At 66.7% G+C, this 22,309-nt stretch carries 12 protein-coding genes and 2 pseudogenes; 7 read left to right on the forward strand and 7 right to left on the reverse strand.

All coding sequences use genetic code 11. From position 1 onward, the window contains the following. Nucleotides 1-198: 198 nt before the first annotated feature. Complete coding sequence (locus tag RTK35_RS29925; protein WP_316909680.1) at nt 199-342, reverse strand: hypothetical protein; 144 nt, start codon at nt 340-342, stop codon at nt 199-201. A gap of 192 nt (nt 343-534) precedes the next feature. Here RTK35_RS29925 and RTK35_RS29930 point away from each other — a divergent pair, with 192 nt between their 5' ends. Then, nucleotides 535-720 (forward strand): carbon storage regulator, encoded by a 186-nt coding sequence (locus RTK35_RS29930; protein WP_172433122.1) that lies wholly within the window; start codon nt 535-537, stop codon nt 718-720. Between the two features lie 4 nt (nt 721-724). Here RTK35_RS29930 and RTK35_RS29935 read toward each other — a convergent pair whose 3' ends face one another. Further along, on the reverse strand, nt 725-1,357 hold the full coding sequence (locus tag RTK35_RS29935; protein WP_044401834.1) for a response regulator transcription factor: 633 nt from the start codon (nt 1,355-1,357) through the stop codon (nt 725-727). A gap of 25 nt (nt 1,358-1,382) precedes the next feature. Next, nucleotides 1,383-3,635 carry a PAS domain S-box protein gene (locus RTK35_RS29940; RefSeq protein WP_316909681.1) on the reverse strand — a complete coding sequence of 751 codons (2,253 nt, stop codon included), beginning with the start codon at nt 3,633-3,635 and terminating at the stop codon, nt 1,383-1,385. 233 nt (nt 3,636-3,868) lie between these two features. Here RTK35_RS29940 and RTK35_RS29945 point away from each other — a divergent pair, with 233 nt between their 5' ends. From RTK35_RS29945 to RTK35_RS29970, 6 genes are all read left to right on the forward strand, one after another. Then, on the forward strand, nt 3,869-5,491 hold the full coding sequence (locus RTK35_RS29945; protein WP_074968876.1) for an acyl-CoA synthetase: 1,623 nt from the start codon (nt 3,869-3,871) through the stop codon (nt 5,489-5,491). Nucleotides 5,492-5,558: 67 nt separating this feature from the next. Then, on the forward strand, nt 5,559-7,328 hold the full coding sequence (locus RTK35_RS29950; protein WP_044401825.1) for an acyl-CoA dehydrogenase C-terminal domain-containing protein: 1,770 nt from the start codon (nt 5,559-5,561) through the stop codon (nt 7,326-7,328). Nucleotides 7,329-7,547: 219 nt separating this feature from the next. Further along, the gene (locus RTK35_RS29955; protein ID WP_316909682.1) at nt 7,548-9,383 is read left to right on the forward strand and encodes an AAA family ATPase; all 1,836 of its coding nucleotides are present in this window, start codon (nt 7,548-7,550) and stop codon (nt 9,381-9,383) included. Between the two features lies 1 nt (nt 9,384). Beyond that, nucleotides 9,385-10,029 carry a 4Fe-4S single cluster domain-containing protein gene (locus RTK35_RS29960; RefSeq protein ID WP_316909683.1) on the forward strand — a complete coding sequence of 215 codons (645 nt, stop codon included), beginning with the start codon at nt 9,385-9,387 and terminating at the stop codon, nt 10,027-10,029. Between the two features lie 13 nt (nt 10,030-10,042). Continuing rightward, entirely contained in the window at nt 10,043-16,333 is a 6,291-nt protein-coding gene (locus RTK35_RS29965; RefSeq protein WP_316909684.1) for an AAA domain-containing protein, read from the forward strand. Further along, complete coding sequence (locus RTK35_RS29970) at nt 16,330-17,682, forward strand: hypothetical protein (RefSeq protein WP_316909685.1); 1,353 nt, start codon at nt 16,330-16,332, stop codon at nt 17,680-17,682. The genes RTK35_RS29965 and RTK35_RS29970 overlap by 4 nt, the downstream gene beginning before the upstream one ends. Nucleotides 17,683-17,919: 237 nt before the next feature. On the opposite strand, the gene RTK35_RS29975 is transcribed toward RTK35_RS29970, so the two are convergent. From RTK35_RS29975 to RTK35_RS29990, 4 genes and pseudogenes are all read right to left on the reverse strand, one after another. Then, nucleotides 17,920-18,747 carry a phytanoyl-CoA dioxygenase family protein gene (locus RTK35_RS29975; protein WP_316909686.1) on the reverse strand — a complete coding sequence of 276 codons (828 nt, stop codon included), beginning with the start codon at nt 18,745-18,747 and terminating at the stop codon, nt 17,920-17,922. Between the two features lie 214 nt (nt 18,748-18,961). Continuing rightward, nucleotides 18,962-19,174: pseudogene (gene proY / locus RTK35_RS29980) on the reverse strand (proline-specific permease ProY); the annotation flags it as partial. 91 nt (nt 19,175-19,265) lie between these two features. Continuing rightward, complete coding sequence (locus RTK35_RS29985; RefSeq protein ID WP_316909687.1) at nt 19,266-20,738, reverse strand: aldehyde dehydrogenase family protein; 1,473 nt, start codon at nt 20,736-20,738, stop codon at nt 19,266-19,268. A 1,338-nt stretch (nt 20,739-22,076) separates the two neighbouring features. Further along, a pseudogene (locus RTK35_RS29990) lies at nt 22,077-22,309 on the reverse strand (IS110 family transposase); the annotation flags it as partial.

Consider the following 22,309-nt stretch of genomic DNA (forward strand, 5'->3'; position numbering starts at 1 on the left):
AATTGCTTGATTCAAATTTTTAAAGAGCGTTTCGATCAAGTCTTTCGTCTCAACCGAGGCCGCGCATTCTACAGCAGCCTTTCTTTCTGTCAAGCTGTTTTTCGAAGAATTTTTTCTTTCTACTCAACAACTTGCGCATCCGTCGAAACACTCTTCAACATCAGCGGGAGGCGAATCATACAGCATTCAAACTCGCTGTCAACACCCCTTTTCAGCAATCAACCTGACCAGCAGATCAATCACCGCGAATCCGCAACCACCCCGGAACCGCATCCCACTTAAATCACTTAACTCATTGATTTTCAAGGAGTTTTCGTTGTCCGCCGTGGGAGTGGTGCGCATTATAGAGACCTCAGCCACGGCGTCAACACCTATTTTCAGTTTGCTGTCGAAACGTGCTTTTGAGACGGGATCGGCGTTCCCGAAACTCCCCCACGAATCGATTGAACCCGGGGCCCAGCGGGTGATCAAACCACGCTCAAGCCCGTGGCAGACAACCCCGCCACCCGCTGTCCAACTACAAGAGGAAGAATCGTGCAGGAACTGAACATCAAGGTCGGTGACCACCTCGACCTGGGCGAAGGCGTCGTAGTCCGTGTTGTCGCCGCGCAGGGCTCGCAGATCAAACTGGGCATCGTCGCGCCCAAGCATGTAGCCGTGCACCGCGAAGAGATCTACAAGCGCATCAACCCGGGCCACCGGGTGGCACGCGCCTGCTGAAGCCTCACCCTCTCAGCCGCAGCGGATCGACCATCCCTGCGGCAATCGCCATCCCCACCAGGTCCGGCAGGCACTCTGCCCGCATCCGCTTCATCACTCTGGCGCGATAGAGATCGACAGTCTTCACGCTAATAGAAAGCTGCTCGGCCACCTCCCGATTGGTGTAGCCCTTCACCAACGGCAGGAACACATCCCGCTCCCGCGGCGTCAGGCTGTCCAAGCGCTCCTGCAGATCCCCCTGAGCGAGATTGCGAACCCGCGCCGAGCGGTTCAGTGCTTCCTGCACGCTGTCCAGCAGCAGTTGCTCGTTGTAAGGCTTCTCGATGAAATCCTGCGCCCCCGCCTTGAAGGCCCGCACCACAATGGGCACATCCGCGTGACCGCTGACAAAGATCACCGGCAGATCGATCCCCCGTGCCCGCAGCTCCTCCTGCACGTTCAGCCCGCCCATCCCGGGCATGCGCACGTCCAGCAACACACAGGCATCCGCTGCCGGGTCGCACGCCTCCAGAAAGGCCTTGCCACTGGTGAACGGCAGCGCCGCCAACCCCACCGACTCCAGCAGCCAGACCGTGGAATCGAGCATCCCCTGGTCGTCATCCACCACATAGACCACCTGGCGGGCGCTTGTCGTCATCCTTACTACTCCATTCTTGTGATTGTCAGTGCAGCGGCAGGCGGCAACGCATGCGCAACCCGCCCTCCTCCATCGGCTCACCTTCCAGCGAGCCCCCGAACCCCTCGATGATGCTGCGACTCATCGACAGCCCCAGTCCCAGCCCTTCCGGCTTGCTGGTATAGAAAGGCGTGAAGATGCGCTCCAGCGCCACGGCATCGAGCCCCGGCCCCTCGTCGAGCACCTCCACATCAATACCGGCGCCCGGCATCAACCGAGCGCCGATCACTACCCGTGAAGCCGCCTGTGGATTCGCCTCACGATTGGCCTCGATGGCATTGCGCAACAGGTTCAACAGCACCTGCTCCAGCAGCACCCGATCCGCGAAGACCGATGGCAGCCCCGTCGGCAATCGCTCCTCGATCACCACCTGCGCCGCCCCCGCCTCCCAGGCGCAGAGCCGGACGGCCTCGCGCGCCACCTCCGCCACATCCAGCGCCTGCATGCGCCGCTGCCCCTTGCGCAAGAATGCACGCAGCCGCTTGATCACCTCCGACGCGTGCTCCGCATGCTCGGCAATGCGTTCCAGCCCCTGAGCCACCCGCTCAGCCGCTTGTGGGTTGCTGCCCAGACTCTGCAGATAGCGCTGGCTGGCGCCCACATAATTCATCACTGCCGCCAACGGCTGGTTGATCTCATGGGCGATACCCGAGGCCAGTTCGCCCAGGGTCACCAGACGTGCCGTATGGGCCAGCTCGTCCTGATGGCGGCGCTGCTGGGCTTCGCGCAGCTCCCGCTCGCTCATGTCCCGCGCCACCAACGAGTAATAACGCTCCCCCCCGGCCGCCCGATGCGCCAACAGCACCAGCGAGACCGGCAACGACCCACTGCCATCCAGCGCACACAGACGCGCATCGGCGCTCCACACCCCCACGCGCTCGGCCTGTACCTGCCCCGCCTGCAACCTCGCCAGGTCGTCTGTCGAGAACAACGCCGCCAGCGACGGCAACGCTAGCCCTTCCTCCAACCCCAGCGCACGACGAGCAGCCGGATTGAGGTCCGTGACCTGCCCCAGCGCATCGAAGAACAGCACCGGGTCGGTATTGGCCTCCACCACCTCTGCCAGGCGCCGTTTGTGCTCCTCGGCCTGTACCCGCGCCGTGATATCCCGTGAGACGCTCACCACCTCCACCACCGCCCCCGTATAGGTCTCGCGGATCGCCCTGCACGCCGTCTCGAACCACAGGTAATGCCCCGCGCGGTGACGGATGCGGTAGGTCATGGTGTGGTAGCCATCGGTCTCCAGCGCATCCCGCGCACGCTGGATCAGCGGCATCAGGTCCTGCGCATGGAACAACCCCTGCGCCAGCACCCCGCGCAGCTCCTCAGGCCAGAAACCCAGCAGCGTCCAGGACGCGGGCGACGCGTCGAGGAAGCTCCCCTCGGGCGTGTGCCGGGAAATCAGATCCGTAGTGTTCTCCGTGATCAGCCGATACAAGCGCCGCGCCTGCGCCGCCTCACGCTCGGCCAGAAGCGGTCGGGTCGCATCACGGCAGCGCCCTAATACCCGCTGGTTCTCGGGGTCGGGCACGAAGGTCCAGAGCAGGATGCGCCCATCACACTGCGCCTCCACCTCCTCGATGGCCCGGCACTGCGCCAGGCAGGCCCGCACCAGCGCCACATGATTGACCGGCAGGAAGCGCAGCACCGCACCCGGCGGCTGCTCCGCCAGCAAGGCCAACAGCGCCGCGTTCAGCTCCAGCGGAGCCCCCGCCTCGTCCAGCAGCAGGCTCGGCTGAGGGTCGTGCCCCAGCAATGGCGAAGCCCGCATCAGGCCTGCCGACTGCGCCAGCACCGTCGACAGCAGTTCCTCCACCACCCCCAGCCACTCCAACGCTACCCCCGGCTGTACCTCCACCAGCAGCAGGCCCGGCTGATCGGCCTCCAGCGCCAGGTCGAATACCTGGCCATGGCTGATCCCGGCACGTCGCAGGCGCCCCGCCAGCCAGCAATCCACAGTGCGCACAGCCGAAAGGCTCAAGCGCCCCAGCTCTGCCACTTGCTCGAACAGTCGCGCATCGCTCGCCCCCAGCGGGTCCCCCTGCCCTGGCGGCAAGTGCTGCCCGCTCCCCTCATGGGTGTAGATCCCCGCCCCCGCCTGCCACACCAGGTAATAAGCCTGGCGCACCTCCGGGTAGCCTCGCAGCGCCCGGCACAACGCGTCCGCCCGCGCAGACACCGCCACGACCTCGCGTTGCAGACGCAGCCAGGTGTGCAGACGGACAGGATTACGGCTCATGGGACGGCAGGCTCCAGGGCAAAAGCGGCGACAGCCTAGCAGCGCTCGAAGCCTTGGCCTCTACGCCTTAGGTATAAAACGAAACAATATAGTAGATATACGATACTACTCAGGTATTAATTCCATACCCAATAGCAAACGATATATAAATGACCCCGAACGATCCCCGACCCAGGTCAAAAACGACACGGCCGGGGGCACAAGAGCTAACAATCAGCCACCGGGTAATCCACATGTCGATCTATGAACAGGGCCTCGCCCCTGCTGCCGTGAACCATATCGCCCTCAGCCCGCTGAGCTTCATCGAGCGGACCGCCAGCATCTACCCCCACTACCCCGCCGTCGTCCATGGCGCCATCCGCCGCAACTGGGCAGAGACCTACGCCCGCTGCCGCCGGCTGGCCTCGGCACTGGCCGGGCGCGGCATCGGCAAGGGCGACACCGTCGCCGTGATGCTGCCCAACATCCCGCAGATGCTGGAAGCGCATTTCGGCGTCCCCATGATCGGCGCCGTCCTCAACACCCTCAACGTACGCCTCGATGCCGAAGCCATCGCCTTCATGCTGCAGCACGGCGAAGCCAAGGTCCTGATCACCGACCGCGAATTCTTCGACGTCATCCACGCCGCCGTCGGCATGCTCGACCACCCGCCCCTGCTGGTGGACGTCAACGACCCCGAATACGGCGAAGGTCAGGCCATCAGCGAACTGGACTACGAAGCACTGCTGGCCGAAGGCGACCCCGAGTTCGCCTGGCAATGGCCGGAAGATGAATGGCAAGCCATCTCCCTCAACTACACCTCCGGCACCACCGGCAACCCCAAGGGCGTCGTCTACCACCACCGCGGCGCGTTCCTCAACGCCCTCGGCAACCAGATGACCTGGGGCCTCGGCCACCACCCCGTCTACCTCTGGACCCTGCCGATGTTCCACTGCAACGGCTGGTGCTACCCCTGGACCATCACCGCCCTCGCCGGCGTTCACGTCTTCCTGCGTCGGGTCGACCCGCAACGCATCCTCACCCTCATCCGCGACGAGCAGGTCACCCACCTGTGCGGCGCCCCCATCGTCCTCAACGCCCTGGTGAACATGCCGCCGGAAGCCAAGGCCGCCATCGACCACCCGGTCCACGCCATGGTCGCCGGCGCCGCCCCGCCGGCCAAGGTCATCGGCGCCGTCGAGGAGATGGGCATCCGCGTCACCCATGTCTATGGCCTTACCGAGGTCTATGGCCCGGTTACCGTCTGCGCCTGGCACGGCGAATGGGACGAACTGCCCCTCGAGGAACGTGCCCGCATCAAGGCCCGCCAGGGCGTGCGCTACCCCACCCTCGAAGGCGTCATGGTCGCCGACCCCAAGACCCTCGAACCGACCCCGCGCGACGGCGAGACCATCGGCGAGATCTTCCTGCGCGGCAACACCGTCATGAAGGGCTACCTGAAAAACCCCACCGCCACCACCGAAGCCTTCAGCGGCGGCTGGTTCCACACCGGCGACCTCGGCGTCTGGCACCCCGACGGCTACGTCGAGATCAAGGACCGCCTCAAGGACATCATCATCTCCGGCGGCGAGAACATCTCCACCATCGAACTGGAAGGCGTCCTCTACCGCCACCCCGCCGTACTGGAAGCCGCCGTGGTCGCCCGCCCGGACGAGAAGTGGGGCGAAACCCCCTGCGCCTTCGTCACCCTCAAGGCCGACCACCAGTCCGTCCGCGAGAGCGACATCATCGCCTTCTGCCGCGACCACCTCGCCGGCTTCAAGGTCCCGCGCACCGTGGTCTTCACCACCCTGCCGAAAACCTCCACCGGCAAGATCCAGAAATACGTCCTGCGCGACATGGCCAAGGCCCTCTGAGCCAACCCCCGCGAACCCCGAGAGAGGCCGCCCACCCGGGCGGCCCCGTCACGCCGAGAGAACACCGATGCCCGAGTACAACGCCCCCCTGCGCGATCTGCGCTTCGTCCTGCATGAACTGTTCGAAGCCCCACGCCTCTGGGCCCGCCTGCCGGCCCTGGCCGAAACCGTGGATGCCGATACCGCCGATGCCATCCTCGAAGAGGCCGCCAAAGTCACCGGCGGCCTGATCGCACCGCTCAACCGCAGCGGCGACGAAGAAGGCGCCCAGTGGGTCGAAGGCCGGGTCATCACCCCAGCCGGCTTCAAGGCCGCCTACGCCACCTATATAGAAGGAGGCTGGGTCGGCCTCTCCGGCAACCCGCAGTACGGCGGCATGGGCATGCCCAAGATGCTCGCCGTACAGTTCGAGGAAATGCTCTACGCCGCCAACTCCAGCTTCGCCCTCTACTCCGCCCTCAGTGCCGGCGCCTGCCTCGCCATCGACGCCCACGCCAGCGCCGAACTCAAGCAGGCCTACCTGCCCAACCTGTACGCCGGCACCTGGGCCGGCTCCATGTGCCTCACCGAGCCACACGCCGGCACCGACCTCGGCATCATCCGCACCAAGGCCGAACCCCAGGCGGACGGCAGCTACCGCATCACCGGCACCAAGATCTTCATCACCGGCGGCGAGCAGGACCTCACCGAGAACATCATCCACCTCGTCCTCGCCAAGCTCCCCGACGCCCCCGCCGGCCCCAAGGGCATCTCCCTGTTCCTCGTACCCAAGGTCCTGGTGAACGCAGACGGCAGCCTCGGCCAGCCCAACGCACTCTCATGCGGCTCCATCGAACACAAGATGGGCATCAAGGCCTCCGCCACCTGCGTGATGAACTTCGACGGCGCCACCGGCTACCTCATCGGCGACGCTAACAAAGGCCTCGCCGCCATGTTCACCATGATGAATTACGAGCGCCTCTCCATCGGCATCCAGGGCATCGGTTGCGCCGACGCCTCCTACCAGAGCGCCGTCGCCTACGCTCGCGAACGACTGCAGAGCCGCGCCCCCACCGGTCCCCAGGCCCAGCACAAGGTGGCCGACCCGATCCTCGTCCACCCCGACGTGCGCCGCATGCTGCTCACCATGAAAGCCCTCACCGAAGGCGGCCGCGCCTTCGCCTGCTACGTCGGCCAGCAACTCGACCTCGCCAAGTTCAGTGACGACGCCGACGAACGCCAAGCGGCCGAAGCCCTGGTCGCCCTGCTCACCCCCGTCGCCAAGGCCTTCTTCACCGACACCGGCCTGGAAAGCACCGTCCACGGCCAGCAGGTATTCGGCGGCCACGGCTACATCCGCGAATGGGGCCAGGAGCAACTGGTCCGCGACGTCCGCATCGCCCAGATCTACGAAGGCACCAACGGCATCCAGGCCCTCGACCTGCTCGGCCGCAAGGTCGTCGCCAATGGCGGCACCAGCCTGCGCCGCTTCACCGCCGAGATCCGCCGCTACGCCACGGAAGACGTCCCGCACCGCGCCGCCCTGCTCGACGCCGTCGACCGCCTGGAGCGCACCACCACCCGCGTGCTGGAACAGGCCGCCAGCGACCCCAACGCCATCGGCGCCGCCTCCGTCGACTACCTGCACCTGTTCGGCTACGTCGCCTATGCCTGGCTCTGGTCCCGCATGGCCCGCATCGCCAGCGAACGCCAACCCCAGGACCCAGCCTTCTACAGCGCCAAGCAGGCCACCGCCGCCTTCTACTTCGAACGCCTGCTGCCTCGCACCCTCAGCCTCGAAGCCAGCATCCTCGCCGGCAGCCGCACCCTCTACGGCATCACCGCCGAGCAGTTCTGACCCCTTAGCGTGACGCGGCCCCGACCTGGGTGTCCGCGTTTTTTATTGCGGGCACGTCAGGGCGTCATTCCCTCAAGCCCGTAGCGAGGAGGCGCTCGTCCACCTCGGCCTCCTCACGGGCCGCAAGCCCCCTCACCCCAAGCCCTCGACCATCACCAGGCTTGGAGCACAGCCCCGCCAGCAATATGCTTGTGCGCTGAATCCAAGGGGGAGCCACCCATGACAGGGAATGCCGTGTTCGAAAAGCCGCGCTGGTTGCGCGACCTGCTGCGTTTTTTGCCGCTCAAGAGCCAATTCGTGCTCTCGGGCAATATCCGTGACCTGCAGGCCTGCGAAGTCATACCCGGAACCGTGACCGCCCAAGGCTTCACCCAGCACCTGTGCAACGAACTGCTCGACGCTGGCTACGCCCGCGTCCTGACCTGGGACCCGCTGACCGGTTTTCGTGCCCCGGGGCGGCCGGGAGAGACGCCCGACAGCGGTCACCCGCTGTTGATCGAACTCGGGCTGACGCCCGTGGACGGCACCGCACCGGCCGGCCTGGACCTGCTTGCGGCCACCCTGCAGCGCCTGGTCAACCGAAGCGGTGAGCCGGTGGCCCTGGTGATCGACTTTGCCTCCCGCCTCGTCGTACGCAACGACTCCCTGAGCGCCGCCGAACACCAGTTGTTCACCCAGGCCCTGGTGCTCTCCCACCAGGCCCGCAGCCGCCCCTCGGGCGAGCAACGCAAACCGTTCTTCAACAGCCTGGTCTGGATCGTGGAGAAGGAAGGCGACCTGCCGGACTGGCTGCTGGTCGACAACCCGCGCCTGCGCCACATCCCCGTTTCCAAGCCCGACCAGATGGCCCGACGGGCCCTGGCACCGGCACTGCTCAAAGGCCTGTCGAGCCAACAGCCCGGCAACGACGACAGCCTGCGTCAGGCCGTCGACACCTTCGTCGAAAACACCGAAGGCCTGCTGTTGCTCGACCTCAGCGCCATCGCCCAGTTGGCACGCGTCGAAGGGGTCGCCATGGAGCGCATCGCCGACGCCGTCCGGCGCTACAAGGTGGGGGTCACCGAAGACCCCTGGCAGAAGATCGACCGCAACCGCATCCGCCAGGCCGACACCTTCGTCCGCCGACGGGTAAAGGGCCAGCAGCATGCCGTGACCCACATGCTGGACATCGTCAAACGCGCCATGACCGGCGTCGGCGCCAGCCGCAAGGGCAACCGTCCACGGGGCATCGCCTTCCTCGCCGGCCCCACCGGCGTCGGCAAGACCGAGCTGGCCAAGACCGTCACCAGCCTGCTGTTCGGGGACGAGAGCGCCTACATCCGCTTCGACATGTCCGAGTTCAGCGCCGAGCACGCCGACCAGCGCCTGATCGGCGCCCCGCCCGGGTATGTCGGCTACGACGTCGGCGGAGAGCTGACCAACGCCATCCGAGAAAAACCCTTCAGCGTCGTGCTGTTCGACGAAATCGAGAAAGCCCACCCGCGCATCCTCGACAAGTTCCTGCAGATCCTCGACGACGGCGTGCTCACTTCCGGTCGGGGCGACCGGGTCTATTTCTCCGAAGCGCTCATCGTCTTCACCTCCAACCTCGGCATCTACCGTCAGGGCGAGAACGGCGAGCGGGTTGCCAACGTGCTCCCTGGCGAAGCCTTCGAAGGTGTGCAGGCAAAGGTCCGCAGCGAAATAGACCGCCACTTCAAGCTGGTTCTCAACCGCCCGGAAATTCTCAACCGCATCGGCGAGAACATCATCGTCTTCGACTTCATCCGCCCCGATGTCGCCGAGCAGATCTTCACCCAGATGGTCGACGGCACCCTGGCCGACCTGCGCGAACAGCAGCAACTGACCATCGAACTGGCCGACTCGGCCCGCCAGGCCCTGCACACCCTCTGCCTGCAGGACCTGTCCAACGGTGGACGCGGCATCCGCAACCAGCTCGAAGCCCACCTGCTCAACCCGCTGTCCAGGGCCCTGTTCGACCAGGATGCCGGCCCCGGCGAGCATTTTTCGATTACCTCGCTGGGCGCCGCCGGGCTCACCCTGGAACGCCGCTGACATGGAGCTGAGCCTCTCCCGCGTGCACTTCCCGGTCACCACCCTGGGCCCGGGCCAGCGCCTGGGCATCTGGTTCCAGGGCTGCAGCATCCGCTGCCCGGGCTGCATCTCCGCCGACACCTGGGGCCCCGGCAACCGCCGCCTGCCGCTGGACAGGTTGCTCAGCGACATCCGCCCCTGGCTCGACCAGGCCCAGGGCGTCACCCTGTCCGGCGGCGAGCCTTTCGAACAGTTCGAGGCCCTGCTGGCCCTGTTGCAGGCCCTGCGCCAACACCCCCAGCTCGACATCCTCGTCTACAGCGGCTACTCGCTGGAACACCTGGCGGACAAGCTCGAACGCACCACCGGCCTTATCGACGCCCTGATCAGCGACCCCTACCAGCCGCACAGCCCGCAGACGCGCGCGCTGCGCGGTAGCGATAACCAGCGCCTGACCCTGTTCACCGAACGCGGCCGCGGCCGCCTGGGCCAGTACGAGCGCCCACTCGAGGCCAGCGACCAGGCCCTCGACCTGATGTTCGACCACGACGGCAGCATCTGGATGGCCGGCATCCCCCGCCGTGATGACCTGCAACGACTGCAGACGCTGCTTCAGGATCAGGGCCACCAGCTACAGATCAGCACTCACCGACCGCGATCCCGCTAACGGAACGACACAGATGATACGTTTCTGCCCGAACTGCCAGACCGAACGCGCGCTGTCGGAACTCTTCTGCGAAGGCACCGTTCAAGGACAGCCCTGCGCCTGGGACCTTTCCGGCGAAGCCCTGCACCCTGAAGGCTGGCGCCCCCAGCCGGTCGTGACCCAGGACGCCCTCGTTCAACCCACCACCGCAGCCTCCTTGCTCCAGTGCGAGAACGGCCACCCGATGGAGGCCGGCGATCTCATGTGCCTGGAGTGTGCGGCCGCCCCGGCCACGTCCCCAGCCACTGCCGGCCCCACCGACGATGCAACGCCGGCCGCCGCCAGCGAAACCCTGATCGACGGCTGGCGCCTGCTGCGCCAGATCAGCCACACCGACGGTGTGCGGGAGCGCTACCTCGCCGAACGGGTGGACGACGGCCAGCAGGCCGTCCTCACCCTGTACCGGGCAGGTGCCGAGCCCGACCCGGCAATCTACGACGTCATCCGCCGCCTGCCGCGCGAGCATGTTCCCGACATCCTCGCCACCGGCCGCTGGAACGAGCGCGCCTACGAGGTCATCGAACAACTCACCGGCGGCACACTCGCCGACCTGGGCATGGTCGTCAGCGACACGGCCACCGTTCGCCATGTCGTACGCGAACTGGGCCAGGCCCTGCATGCCTTCAATGAGGCAGGCCTGCGCCACCGCGACCTGCGCCCTGCCAGCCTGCTGGTGCGCAGCCGTGACCCGCTCGACCTGGTGATCAGCGGCTTCGGCTCGGCGCGCCTGTCGGAGTTCGACCTGGACATCGTCTCGCCCCTGGAAACCAGCCGCTACATGGCCCCCGAAGCCATTGCAGGCGGCGTTGCCGCCGCCTCCGACTGGTGGAGCCTGGGCATGATCCTGCTGGAGCAGCTGACCCATGGCGCCTGCTTCGAAGGCATCCACCCCAGTGCCTTCCTCATCCATGTGCTGGCCAACGGCGTAGCACTCCCTGATGACCTCGACTCCAACCTGCACTTGCTCCTGCGCGGCCTTCTGGCGCGGGACCGGCACCAGCGCTGGCAGTGGCCCCAGGTTCAGGCCTGGCTCAATGGCGAAGCCGTGCATGCACCTGCCTCCACCGGCAACGAAGCCGACCTGGCCGAAGGGGCCAGCATCACCCTTGGCAGCCGGCGTTTCGGCAAGCCCTCGGTATTCGCCATCGCCGCCGCCCAGGCCGAACACTGGACCGAGGCCCTCGACCACCTGCTGCGCGGCGTGATCGTCACCTGGGCCGAGCAGGCCGGCCTGTCGCCACGCCTGCTCGCCGGCCTGCGTCAGGTGGTGCAGCACGAAGGCCTGGAAGACGACTTCCGTCTGATGCTTGCCCTCAAGCTGCTGAACCCGGAGATCCCGCTGATCCATCGCGGCGAAATCGTCACCCCCGGCTGGCTGCTGGAGCACCCTCAGGAGGGCTACCGGCTGATCAGCGGCTCCGTGCCCGACCTGCTCGAACAACTGCAGACCGAAAGCTGGCTCTCGCGCCTCAAGCTGCGCGCCGAGAACGTTCGCCAGCGGGCCCTGCACCAGCACATCGCGCTGACCGAAGAAACCCTGCGCATCTACCTGCTCTCCACTTCGCGGGCTCGGCTGGCCGCCGAATGGCAGGAGCGTCAGCGCCTGCTGCCCGATACCGAGCACCCCGGCCTGCTGGCCCTGGCCGAGCGCCGGGTGATCGCCGAAGAAGACCTCATCGTCCTGCTCAGTGCCGACATCGGTCAGTTCCGCGCCGCCAGCGCCATCCTCGATGAAGCCACCACACTGGCGCGGTCTGCCGACGTCCAGCTGTTCGACCGCGAGGTCGCCGCAGAACTGTTGCAGCAGCACAGCCGCCAGGCGCTCTATCGCAGTGTCGACGAGCGCATCAGCGGCTTCGCTCGCAGCGGTGTGAGCGCCGTGGACGAATGGGCCGAGCAGTTCCGCCTGGAACGGCGCATGCCCCTGGCCAGGGTGCTGGTGTTGCTGGCGATACCGCCGGAGCAATGGCTCGAACCGCAGAAGCAGCAGTACGTTTCGCAGATCCTCGACTTCTTCGAGAAGAAGGTGGTCACCGCCGTCATGCGCGGCCCACTGGTACGCATGAGCATCGGCAAGAGCACCGCACGCATCGACCTGAACGAACTGCACAGCGAGCGGCGCCCCGCGCCCGCACTGCTCGACCACCTGCTGCAACGCAACACCCGAGCGGTGAACCTAGATCCGGAAAGCTTCCTCGCCAATCCGCTGCTGGAGTCACGGCTGCACGCGCTCTACCGGCAAAGCGCCCTGTACAAACGTGATACCGGGATCGACGGCCTCTACCTGGGCTTCCCCTTCCTGCTCAGCCGAGACCCGCGCAGCAATGCCCGCCCGCGCATCATCCCCGTACTGCTGTGGCCACTGAAGCTGCTGCTGGAGGTCGGCAGCCGCGGACAGGCCGCAATCGCCTTCGACAGCGAGCGTGAAGAGGTGCGCCTCAACCCGGCATTGGAAAGCGTGCTCGGCCCGGAGCCCTGCAAGCGCTGGCGCACGACCGCCGACGAACTGCTCGGGCGCTCCGCCCTGCGCGCCGCCGATGTGCTGGACGCCTTCGGCATGCTCGCCACAGCGCGTTCGCGCAGCCTCACCGGCCTGCCGTCACCCGCAGGTCTCGACATCCAGCCCTACAAGGACGAGCTGGCCTGTACCGCCGTGCTGTTCCACGTCACCTTCATGGGCCAGGCCATCGGCGAGGACCTGCGCCAGCTGAAGACCCTCTCCCCGTCGGGCACCGCCTTGGAAAGCGCCCTGCGCCTCAAGGAGACCGGCGAAGCCGAGGCCGATGCCCCGGTGCCCGAGCTGCAACGCTACTTCACCGTCGCCAGCGACCCCTCCCAGGAAGCCGCCGTGCTCCAGACGCGGCAGGGCAAGGGCCTGCTGGTGGAGGGGCCACCTGGCACTGGCAAGAGCCAGACCATCGTCAACATGGTCGGCGACGCCATTGGCCGCCAGCGCAGCCTGCTGATCGTGTGCCAGAAGCACGCTGCCCTGGAGGTGGTGCACAAGCGCCTGGTTGCCGAAGGCCTGGGCCAGCGCATCGTCATGCTCAACGACGTCAACCGCGACCGCGAGCCGGTCATCCGCAGCATTCGCGAACAACTCGAAGCCCTGTTCCTGGGCAACGACGCCCCCCAGGGCCTGGAGCGCCAGCGTGAACAGTTGGCCGCACGCATAGAAGCCCTGGAAGGCGAGCTGGACCGCTATCACCAGAGCCTTCACCGGCCTGACGAACTGACCGGGCTCAGCTATCGACGCCTGCTCGGCGAGCTGATCGAACTGGAGAAGGGGCCCGCCCCGCTGGACTTTCCCGCGCTGCGGCAACGCCTGGCCAGCCTGGACATCGCCAGCCTTACGCGCCTGGAGGAAGCCTGCGCACCCCTGGTTCCCCTCTGGTTGCCAGCCCGCTATGAAGGCAGCCCACTGGCACTGCTGCGGCCGTTCGATACCGATACGGCCACCTTGCGGGCCTTTACCGAAAGCCTGCGGCATTTTGCCGAAGCGGAGATCGAGCGTGACCGTCAGTTGGCCGCACACCCCGCCAGCTTCGAGGTGGACGACCCCACCCCCTACCGCACCTGGCTGGCCACCCAGGTCAACACCCTGCTGGCACTCGGGGAAGAACAGCGCCAACGCCTGGCGCGCTGGCTACCCCTGTTCCGCAGCGAGCCCCCCGAGGGCGATGAGCTGCTGCGCGCCCTCGACGATGTGCTGGCAGCGCTCCAGGCCATCGACCCAGCGCCTCATGCGCCATCGCTCGCCGGCGCCCTCAGCGCACTGGACAACCCAGCCCTGGCCAGCCTGCTTGAGCGCGTGACCCAAGTTCTCAGCGCCCGCAGCTGGCTGGCTCGCCTCAACCCCCTGCGGCTCTATCGCCGGCGCGGCCTGCGTGCCTTCCTGCAGGCTCAAGGCGAACCCGCCGATGACGCACGCCTGCCGAGCCTGCTCGCCAATGCCCAGCTGGAGCGCCAGTGGCGCCCGTTGCGCCAGGCGCTGGCTCGTCTGCACCAGGCACTCGGCCTACCTGACGTGGAGCCCAGTGCAGGCCCAGCCCTCAAAGAGCTGGCTAACCAAGGGCTGCAACACCTGCGTGAGGTCCAGGCGCTGGCCCGTGCACTGGCCCAGGCTCCACGTGCCGAACAGCTCGACGCAGTCATCCGCACCGGCGAGAAGCAGCGCTTCGAAGCCCTGCTGAGCGACCTGGATGCTGCCCTGATCCGCCATACCGCTCGCCAGCACAGCCTCGAACGCCTGCAGCCACTCGCCGACTGGCTCGGCGCTGATCTGCTCGCGCAGCTTCACCGCGCCATCATCACCAATCAGAGCAACCTGCCGACGCTCGGTCGCCTGCGCGAGGCCCTGCCGAGCCTGGTGGCCTATCAGCGCTTCCGGGGCCGCGCCAGCCAGCTGGACGCGGCCGATCTGCAGTTCCTGGCGCTGCTGCGCCAGTGCCAGGCGCAGCTGGATGCCATCGCCCCCGACCAGCTCGAGTCCGCCGTACGTCGGTTGCTCAACCGGGAGGCACGGCTGGCCTGGAAGTACCGCCTCGAACAAACCCGCCCGGAGCTGCAACTCGGCCACGGCGAAGCACAATCGAAGATCGCCAGCCTGGCGCAGGCCGACGTACAGATGCGTGCGCTCAACCGTGAGCTGCTGGGCAAGGTCATCGACACCCGCCGCCTCGGCAACCGCAAGCAATGGGAAGACGTGACCCGCCTGACTGGCAAGCGCTCCCGCCGCCTACGGGAATTCATCGAACTGGGCAGCCCGCTGGGGCTGATGAACCTGCGCCCGGTCTGGCTGATGAACCCTGACGTGGCCAGCCGCGTGCTGCCGCTGAAGGCCGGCCTGTTCGACATGGTCATCTATGACGAGGCGTCGCAGATGCCCGTGGAGTTTGCCCTGCCAACGCTCTACCGGGGCAAGCTCACCGTGGTCAGCGGGGACGAGAAGCAGATGCCACCGACGGCCTTCTTCTCCAGCCGGATCGAAAGCGATGAAGCGGAACTGTTCGACGGTGAAGCCCCCGACGAGGACGTGGACGAAGAACAGCGCGAAGCCTTCGAGGACACCTGGAACCGCCGCGAGATCAAGGACTGCCCCGATCTGCTGCAACTGGCCCGCAGCGCCTTGCCCAACACCACCTTGCAGATCCACTACCGCTCGGCCTATCGCGAGCTGATCGGGTTCTCCAATGCCTCCTTCTATGGCAACCGCCTGAGCGTCCCCGTGCGCCACCCGCAGGCCAACATCCTGCGCATCAAGCCGGTGGAATTGATCCAGGTGAACGGCCTGTACCAGAACCAGAGCAACGAGCTAGAAGCCGAACGGGTGGTCGACTACCTGGCCGAGCTGTGGCAACAGCCCTATGAAGCTCGCCCCTCCGTAGGCGTGGTGACCTTCAACCGCAAACAGGCCGACCTGATCGAAGAGCACCTGGAACGTCGAGCCGAGCACGATGAAGCCTTCCGCCTGGCCTATACCCAGGAACGCGACCGCAGCGAAGACGGCGAGGACATGGCGGTCTTCGTCAAGAACGTGGAGAACGTGCAGGGCGATGAGCGCGACATCATCGTTTTCTCCTCCACCTTCGGGCGCAACAGCCAGGGCAGCTTCCGGCGCAACTTCGGTGTACTCGGGCAAACCGGCGGCGAGCGGCGATTGAACGTGGCCGTCACCCGTGCCAGGCACAAGGTGGTGATGATCACCTCGATGCCGATCGGCGATGTGTCCGACATGCTCGGCACACAGCGCGCACCGAGCAGCCCGCGCGACTACCTGCAGGGCTACCTGGAGTACGCGCGGACGCTCTCCAGCGGTGAGTTCGCCAGCACCAGCGCCCTGCTCGAGCGCTTGCACACCGACCGCAGCGACAGCCTGCGGCGTACCCGCCACGCGCGCGACGGCTTCGTCGAGCTGGTGGGCGAGTACATCGCCTCCCTCGGCTGGGCGGCCGCTCCGGCCAGCGAAGGAGACGCCTTCGGCCTCGACTTCGCCATCGAAGACCCACGCACCGGGCTCTACGCCATCGGCATCGAATGCGATGCCCCCTGCCATCCCCTGCTGGCCCGTGCCCGAGCCCGGGAGATCTGGCGCCCCTCGGTACTGCGCCGCGCGATCCCCCATGTGCACCGCGTCTCCTCCCAGGCCTGGTACCACGACGGCGAAAACGAGCGCAGCCGGTTGCGCTCCGCCATCGAGAGTGCCCTGAAACCGGCCATGCCCCCCCTCGTCCCGCCGCCCCCAACCACGGAAGCCGCCCAATGAGTGGACCGAAAGTCGTACGCATCGTTACCCGGGAAGAAATCATTGCCCTGTGTGAAGGCCACCTGCAGCGCCTGGAAAGCGCCATCGCCCGCTGGCAGGCCCAAACCACACGGATCGGTGAGCTCAGCGAGACCGAGCGTGCCGCCACCCTCGCCCGCCGCGACCGGCTCCACGCCATGCTCGCCGATGAGCAGTTCGCGGCCCTGCAGAAGGCGGTACCCATCGAAATCGAGTTTCTCAAGCGCGACCTCGCCGAGCGGGAGGCCCGCGCCATCACCCGCGCAGCAGATGAACGCCAGCGGCAACGTCGGCTCCAGGAAAACGCCAGCGCCCTGCTACTGGCCGTGGCAGGCAGACCCAATGCGCTGCCCGAGCCACTGCGTCAGTCGCTCGCTGCCGTTGCCCAGGGCACACCAATGGCTGACGCCGATACCCTTCTGGCCCAAGGCTTCGCGGCCCTGGCTCCGAGCCCGACGGAAGAACGACTGACCGAAACACAGCGTGCGCTCGCCCAACGCCTGCAAGAGGGCACTGCTCGCCCCACCCTGGCGCAATGGCTGGCCCAGCAACCCCAGGACCTTCTACGCCAGGAGCGACTGACGCGCATCGACCGGCATATCGCCGAGTTGCAGTTGCTGCAGGGTGCTGAGGCCGCGCAGCGCTTTCTCGAACGCCTGGCCAAGGCCGAGGCCCAGGACCAACCCGCACAACGCAACCTCCTGCTCGACAGCCTGGTGCTCGACCTCGCCCAGGCCACCCGAGCCCATCAGCAGGTGCGCGAACAACTCGAACGCCTGCAAGACCTGGCCAGCGAGATCGCCTCCCTTGGCGATGAAACCCATCGCGACCTGCTCCAGCGCATCGCTGACTGCCTGACCTCACCCCAGCCCCAGGCAGTGGTCGAACTGACCGGGCAGTGCCAGGCTGCGCTGGCCCGGCACCTGGAGCAGCAGGCCGCCCTTGCCCGCCGCGAAGCGGTGCTGCAGGGATTGGCCAGCCTCGGCTACGAAGTTCGCGAAGGCATGGCCACCGCCTGGGCCGACACCGGCCGGGTGGTGCTGCGCAAGCCCGCCACTCCCGGCTACGGTGTCGAAGTTGGCGGTAAGGCAGATAACGGCCGCTTGCAAGTACGCGCGGTCGCCCTGACGCCTGACCGAGACAGCCGGCGTGATCGAGACATCGAGACCCTCTGGTGTGGGGAATTCCAGCGCTTGCAGGCGCTGCTCCAGGCCGACGGCGACGAGCTGACCATCGAGCGAGCCCTGGCCATCGGCGAGGTGCCCCTCAAGGAAGTGGCGCTGGAGCACAGCGAGACCACAGCCGCGGCCACCCGGCAGCGCGGCCTGTAGCGGAGGCGCTACCGGGCACACGTTCCGCCCTCTGCTGAACTCCGCCTCGCCGACCTCGGTGTGTGAACCTGCCCCTTCGACTGCCGCCTTCTGTGCACTGAGGAGCGAGTCGTTCAACACCACGGTCCCGCTGCAACGGACCATCCTTGCCGGTGCCGCCGCTTCCGCACCCACAGGCTTTGGGCGCGCAAGGACCGGTACGGCCTGGAGCTTCCCCTTAAACAGGAGCAAGCCGACTCACCCCCTCGGCCACACCACCGGAAACAACCGGTGCACCATCGACGCGCCGGGCGGTAGTTCGTCGGCGAGGCCGGGGAACTCCGGGGAGGTTTTCCAGGGCCGGGGGGCATGGACCATGTCTTCGCCGAGAAAGCGCAGGGAGAAGGCGCGGCGCCGGTGCGGGCCGTCGACGCCGCCGGAGGCGTGCAGGGTGAGCATATGGAAGAACACCGCATCGCCCGGCTCAAGGGCCCAGCCGATGATGGGCCAGCGGCTGCGATCGGCCTCGATGTCCGGCAGATCCGCCAGGCTGCCCTCGGGGAACCAGCGGGCCTGGTTGTCGAGAAAGGTGCGCGGCATCAGCCAGGGGCCCAGGTGGGAGCCGGCGATGAACTCCAGGGTGGAGGCCCGCGCCACCGGGTCCACCGGCATCCACATGCTGCAGTTCTGCCGGCCTTCGACGTTGTAGTAGGGCTGGTCCTGGTGCCAGGGGGTGCGCTGGCGGGTGTTGGGCTCCTTCACCAGCAGGTGGTCGTGATAGAGCCGGGCCGTGGAGCTGCCCATCAACTGCGCGACGACCGAGCCCACGCGGCTCTCGAAGATGAACTGGCGGTAGGCATCGAATTCCCGCCAGTTGCAGAAGTCCTCGAAGAACCAACCGGGGTCGTCAGGTCGGCTGGCCACCTTGGCCCGTGCACTGGGGTTGGCGAGGTTGTGTTCGATGCCCAGCTCCAGCAGCGCCACCTCGTCCGGGGTGAACAACTGGCGGATGCAGACCGCACCGTCGCGCTGGAAATCCTCGATCAGTTCGGCAGGCAATTCGAATTCGTAGGCGTGTCGGCTCATGGCGTTCTCCTTTGCATTGATCCGTTCAGGAAGGCTCGGGTTCGCCCGGCACGTCCCTGCCCGGCCGCACCCACAAACCGTAGGCGAGGCTGAGCAGCACGAGCCAGGCGGCGCCGATGCCGAGGGCGGTGCGGGTGTCGGGGAAGCTCGCCATCACGGCGAAGATAGACAGCATGAAGGCGATCGCCAGGTACTGGCCCCAGGGCCAGAACGGCACCGGAAAGTGCAGCGCCGCCATCTCGCCCAGGGCGCGCATCATCAGGTAGATGGCCGCCCCGGCGATGAGGTAGGCCAGCAGCACCGATGGACCGGCGCGCTGGATAGCGGCGGCCGAGCCTTAGAACAGGCCGGTGCCGATGGCCGAACCCAGTGCCATGAAACGGATGTGCCGGACGGTCAGGCCACGGCGCAGGGTGGAGTGCTCCATTTGCGTCGCCTCTCTTGTTGTTGTGATCGCTACACACCCAGGCCGCCATTGGCGACTCCGTGCACGCAGGGCGCGCCGGCTCCCGACCGGCCTAGGGCTGGCGCCACCTCCAGGGCTGCGCCCCCACGAAACGGGTCACCTGCTTGGGCGCCAGGTAGTTCTGCAGGCCCCAGGGGCCGCGCTGGCGACCATTGCCACTGAGCCGGTTACCGCCCCAGGGCGCCTGGATGAAGCCGGCATGGGCGCAGTTGAGCCAAACCACCCCGGCTCGCAGCCGCTGGCTCATCCAGTCCGCGCGGGCGGGGTCTCCCGTGACGACCGCTGCCGCCAGCCCGTAGATGGTGTCGTTGGCCAGGGCCAGCGCCTCCTCCTCGTTGCGGAAGCGCTTCACACTCAGCACCGGGCCCAGGCACTCGTGCCGCCACAGCGGGCTGGCCACATCCGGCTCGGCGAACACCGCCGGCTGGATGAAATAGCCCCGTCCCAGGAGCGAGGGCCGCAGGCCACCACAGAGCAGGCGTGCGTCCTGCTGGCCCTGGGCAATGAGGCTGATCATCCGGTGCAGATGACGAAGCCCGGCCAAGGGCCCGAGCTGCACACCCGGCTCCATTCCCGGCCCAACACGCAGGGCCTGGGTGCGGGCCACCAGGCATTCCAGCAGCGGCTCAAACAGCGCCTCCTGCACCAGCAACCGCGATAGGGCGCTGCTGGTCTGCCCCTGGTTCCAGAACGCGCCATACAGCGCCCACTCCACGGCCGTCTCGATGTCAGCGTCGTCGAACACGATGAGCGAGGACTTGCCGCCCAGCTCCAGGCTCACCGGCTTGATGTCCGGCGCGGCACTGGCCATCACCTGGGTGCCGTTGGCCAGGCTGCCGGCGAAGGTCACCTTGTCCACTTCCGGGTGCTGCACCAGCGCGGGCCCCAGCTCCGCACCATAGCCCAGCAGCACGTTGAGCACGCCGGAAGGCAGCCCGGCCATGTCGGCTGAACGCGCCAGCTCCAGGGTGGAGAGCGGCGTCAGCGAGGATGGCTTGATGACGCAGGTGGCCCCTGCCGCCAGTGCCGGTGCCACGCACCAGGCCGCTGTCAGCAGCGGGAAGGTGAAGGGTGTGAACAGCGCCGCGACGCCTACCGGTTCGTGCATCACGCGGCACTCGAAACGTGGGTCGTCGATCTCCAGCGCCAAGCCCTGGCGCTCATCCAGCGCCCGCGCCAGGCCCGCGTAATAGCGGAAGCAGGCGGCGGCATCGGCCACGTCCTGCAGAGCATCCGGGTAGGGCTTGCCGTGGTCCTGCACCTCCAACAGGGCCAGGGCCTCGGCACGGACGGCCAGGTCGTCGGCGATGCCGTCCAGCAATGCACCACGCTCGCGCCCGCTGGTGAAGCGCCAGTGGCTATCGAAAGCCCGCCGCGCGGCGCATACGGCCTGGTCCACCTCTCGCAGGCCGGCCATCACCAGCGTCTGGATGGGGGCCTCCGTGGCCGGGTCCACGCTGGTGAAACGGCGACAGGCGGCCGGAGCCAGCCAGCGGCCATCGATGTAGAGCATTCCCGTACCCATGGTTCTCCCTCGTCAATGCAGCCCATCCAGGGCAGCACACAAACCGCTGCACATCTGCCACGCCAGACCTGCACCTCTGGTGACGCTACCTCGCCGGCCCTCTCGCCACCGTGCCAAGCGGCGAGGCGCAACCCATCAAGGCCATGCCATTGCCACCGCGGCCACGCGACGCCAGCCCATCACCCCGAGCGCCAGGCTGGCCACCACCTCGCGCGGCCCAGTCGGGTGCCGATCAGCCCCAGCGCCACGACCGAGAGCGCTGCCTGCAACGACAGCACCCAACGTGGCCCTACCCAGTCCGGCAGCAGTGCCATGACGATGCTGCCCAGAACCCGCCCATGGAAATCATCGACGACTCGCTCGGTCCGTGGCCGCTGGAGCGCAGGATGATGGGAAGCCAGTTGGTCAACAGGTAGAACACAAACAAGCCGCAGAAGAAGGTCAGCCACAGCATCAATGTGCGCAGCGCCTGGCACTCCTCGAACAAGGTGAAGACCGGCGAGCGCGGCTGCTCGGGCAGATCTCCTATCAGGCGAGCCGGGCACGGCAAGGACCACACTAACAACGCACGCGCACGCAGCGGTACGACTCGGACAGTAGCCAGCTTCGGGCACCGCTGTAGGCCTTGCCTCGGCAGACCGCAATGCGTTTCGCGCCAAGGCCACCAAAGGCGCACAGCAAGGCGCCGCCCAGTGCAAAGTGGGAATGGAGGGGACAATCGGAGCTGCAGAACCCGGTGCTGCCATGGCGCGGTAGGCACTGCCTGGGCGGCGGGGCCGCAGGGCCGGATACCGGGAGTCGCCACCTCCTCCATCAGCCCATTGAGGAACAGCCCCAGCAGTTGCACCTGGCTGGTGACTCTCAGCTTCTCGTGCTCGTGCAGGAACACCGCCTGCTGATCCGACGGCACCACTTCCATAAGCTACGCAGCCCAGCGCGCAGCTGCGGCTCATCAGCGGGGCGGGTGAGATCGATCACTTCCGCTAACAAGGGAAAGGACGGAACGGCTGCCTTCGTGCTTGAAATGCTGAGGCTCCGCGCCGGCAAGAGCCTCATGTGGAAAGCACCCTCAACGAAGGCGATGCAGTCATCGTGGATTGCAGCATGAAGGTTTTTGCTGGAGACGGTGTCTACCTCATCGCCTAGGCCAACCACACCGTCATGCGTCGTCTGCTTTTGGCAGGGAGTGAGTAACTGAAGCGCATCGCAGACAACACCATATACAAGCCGAGGACCATGGCACTCGGGGACGTGATGGAGCACACCAAGGCCCTGGTGAACATGCGGCTGTAAGCGCTCTGAGCAAGACAACCTGGCCGGTAGATACCGTCTTGATTGCTAGTGAGCAAGGGCTAGTTTTGCGTCAAACGGCTGGCCCGATTTCAGGACGCCATAGGCGATGTTCAGCAGCTTGCGCATGGCGGCGCAGACGATCTGCTTGCCGGTCTTGCCCCGCTCTCTTAGCCGTTCGCCCATGGCTCTGATCGCTTCGTTGTAGGTCAGGGCGCTGATCGCGGGCATGTACAGGCCGGCCCTCAGGCGCGATGAGCCCATCTTGGAGATGCGTGTCT

The organism is Pseudomonas sp. zfem003 (genome assembly GCF_032621675.1).
Classification (GTDB): Bacteria; Pseudomonadota; Gammaproteobacteria; order Pseudomonadales; family Pseudomonadaceae; genus Metapseudomonas; species Metapseudomonas otitidis.

Coding starts and splice junctions, on each gene's coding strand:
- RTK35_RS29925 (WP_316909680.1), bottom strand. CDS start 342: ATGCGCACCACTCCCACGGCGGACAACGAAAACTCCTTGAAAATCAAT.
- RTK35_RS29935 (WP_044401834.1), bottom strand. CDS start 1,357: ATGACGACAAGCGCCCGCCAGGTGGTCTATGTGGTGGATGACGACCAG.
- RTK35_RS29940 (WP_316909681.1), bottom strand. CDS start 3,635: ATGAGCCGTAATCCTGTCCGTCTGCACACCTGGCTGCGTCTGCAACGC.
- RTK35_RS29945 (WP_074968876.1), top strand. CDS start 3,869: ATGTCGATCTATGAACAGGGCCTCGCCCCTGCTGCCGTGAACCATATC.
- RTK35_RS29950 (WP_044401825.1), top strand. CDS start 5,559: ATGCCCGAGTACAACGCCCCCCTGCGCGATCTGCGCTTCGTCCTGCAT.
- RTK35_RS29955 (WP_316909682.1), top strand. CDS start 7,548: ATGACAGGGAATGCCGTGTTCGAAAAGCCGCGCTGGTTGCGCGACCTG.
- RTK35_RS29960 (WP_316909683.1), top strand. CDS start 9,385: ATGGAGCTGAGCCTCTCCCGCGTGCACTTCCCGGTCACCACCCTGGGC.
- RTK35_RS29965 (WP_316909684.1), top strand. CDS start 10,043: ATGATACGTTTCTGCCCGAACTGCCAGACCGAACGCGCGCTGTCGGAA.
- RTK35_RS29970 (WP_316909685.1), top strand. CDS start 16,330: ATGAGTGGACCGAAAGTCGTACGCATCGTTACCCGGGAAGAAATCATT.
- RTK35_RS29975 (WP_316909686.1), bottom strand. CDS start 18,747: ATGAGCCGACACGCCTACGAATTCGAATTGCCTGCCGAACTGATCGAG.
- RTK35_RS29985 (WP_316909687.1), bottom strand. CDS start 20,738: ATGGGTACGGGAATGCTCTACATCGATGGCCGCTGGCTGGCTCCGGCC.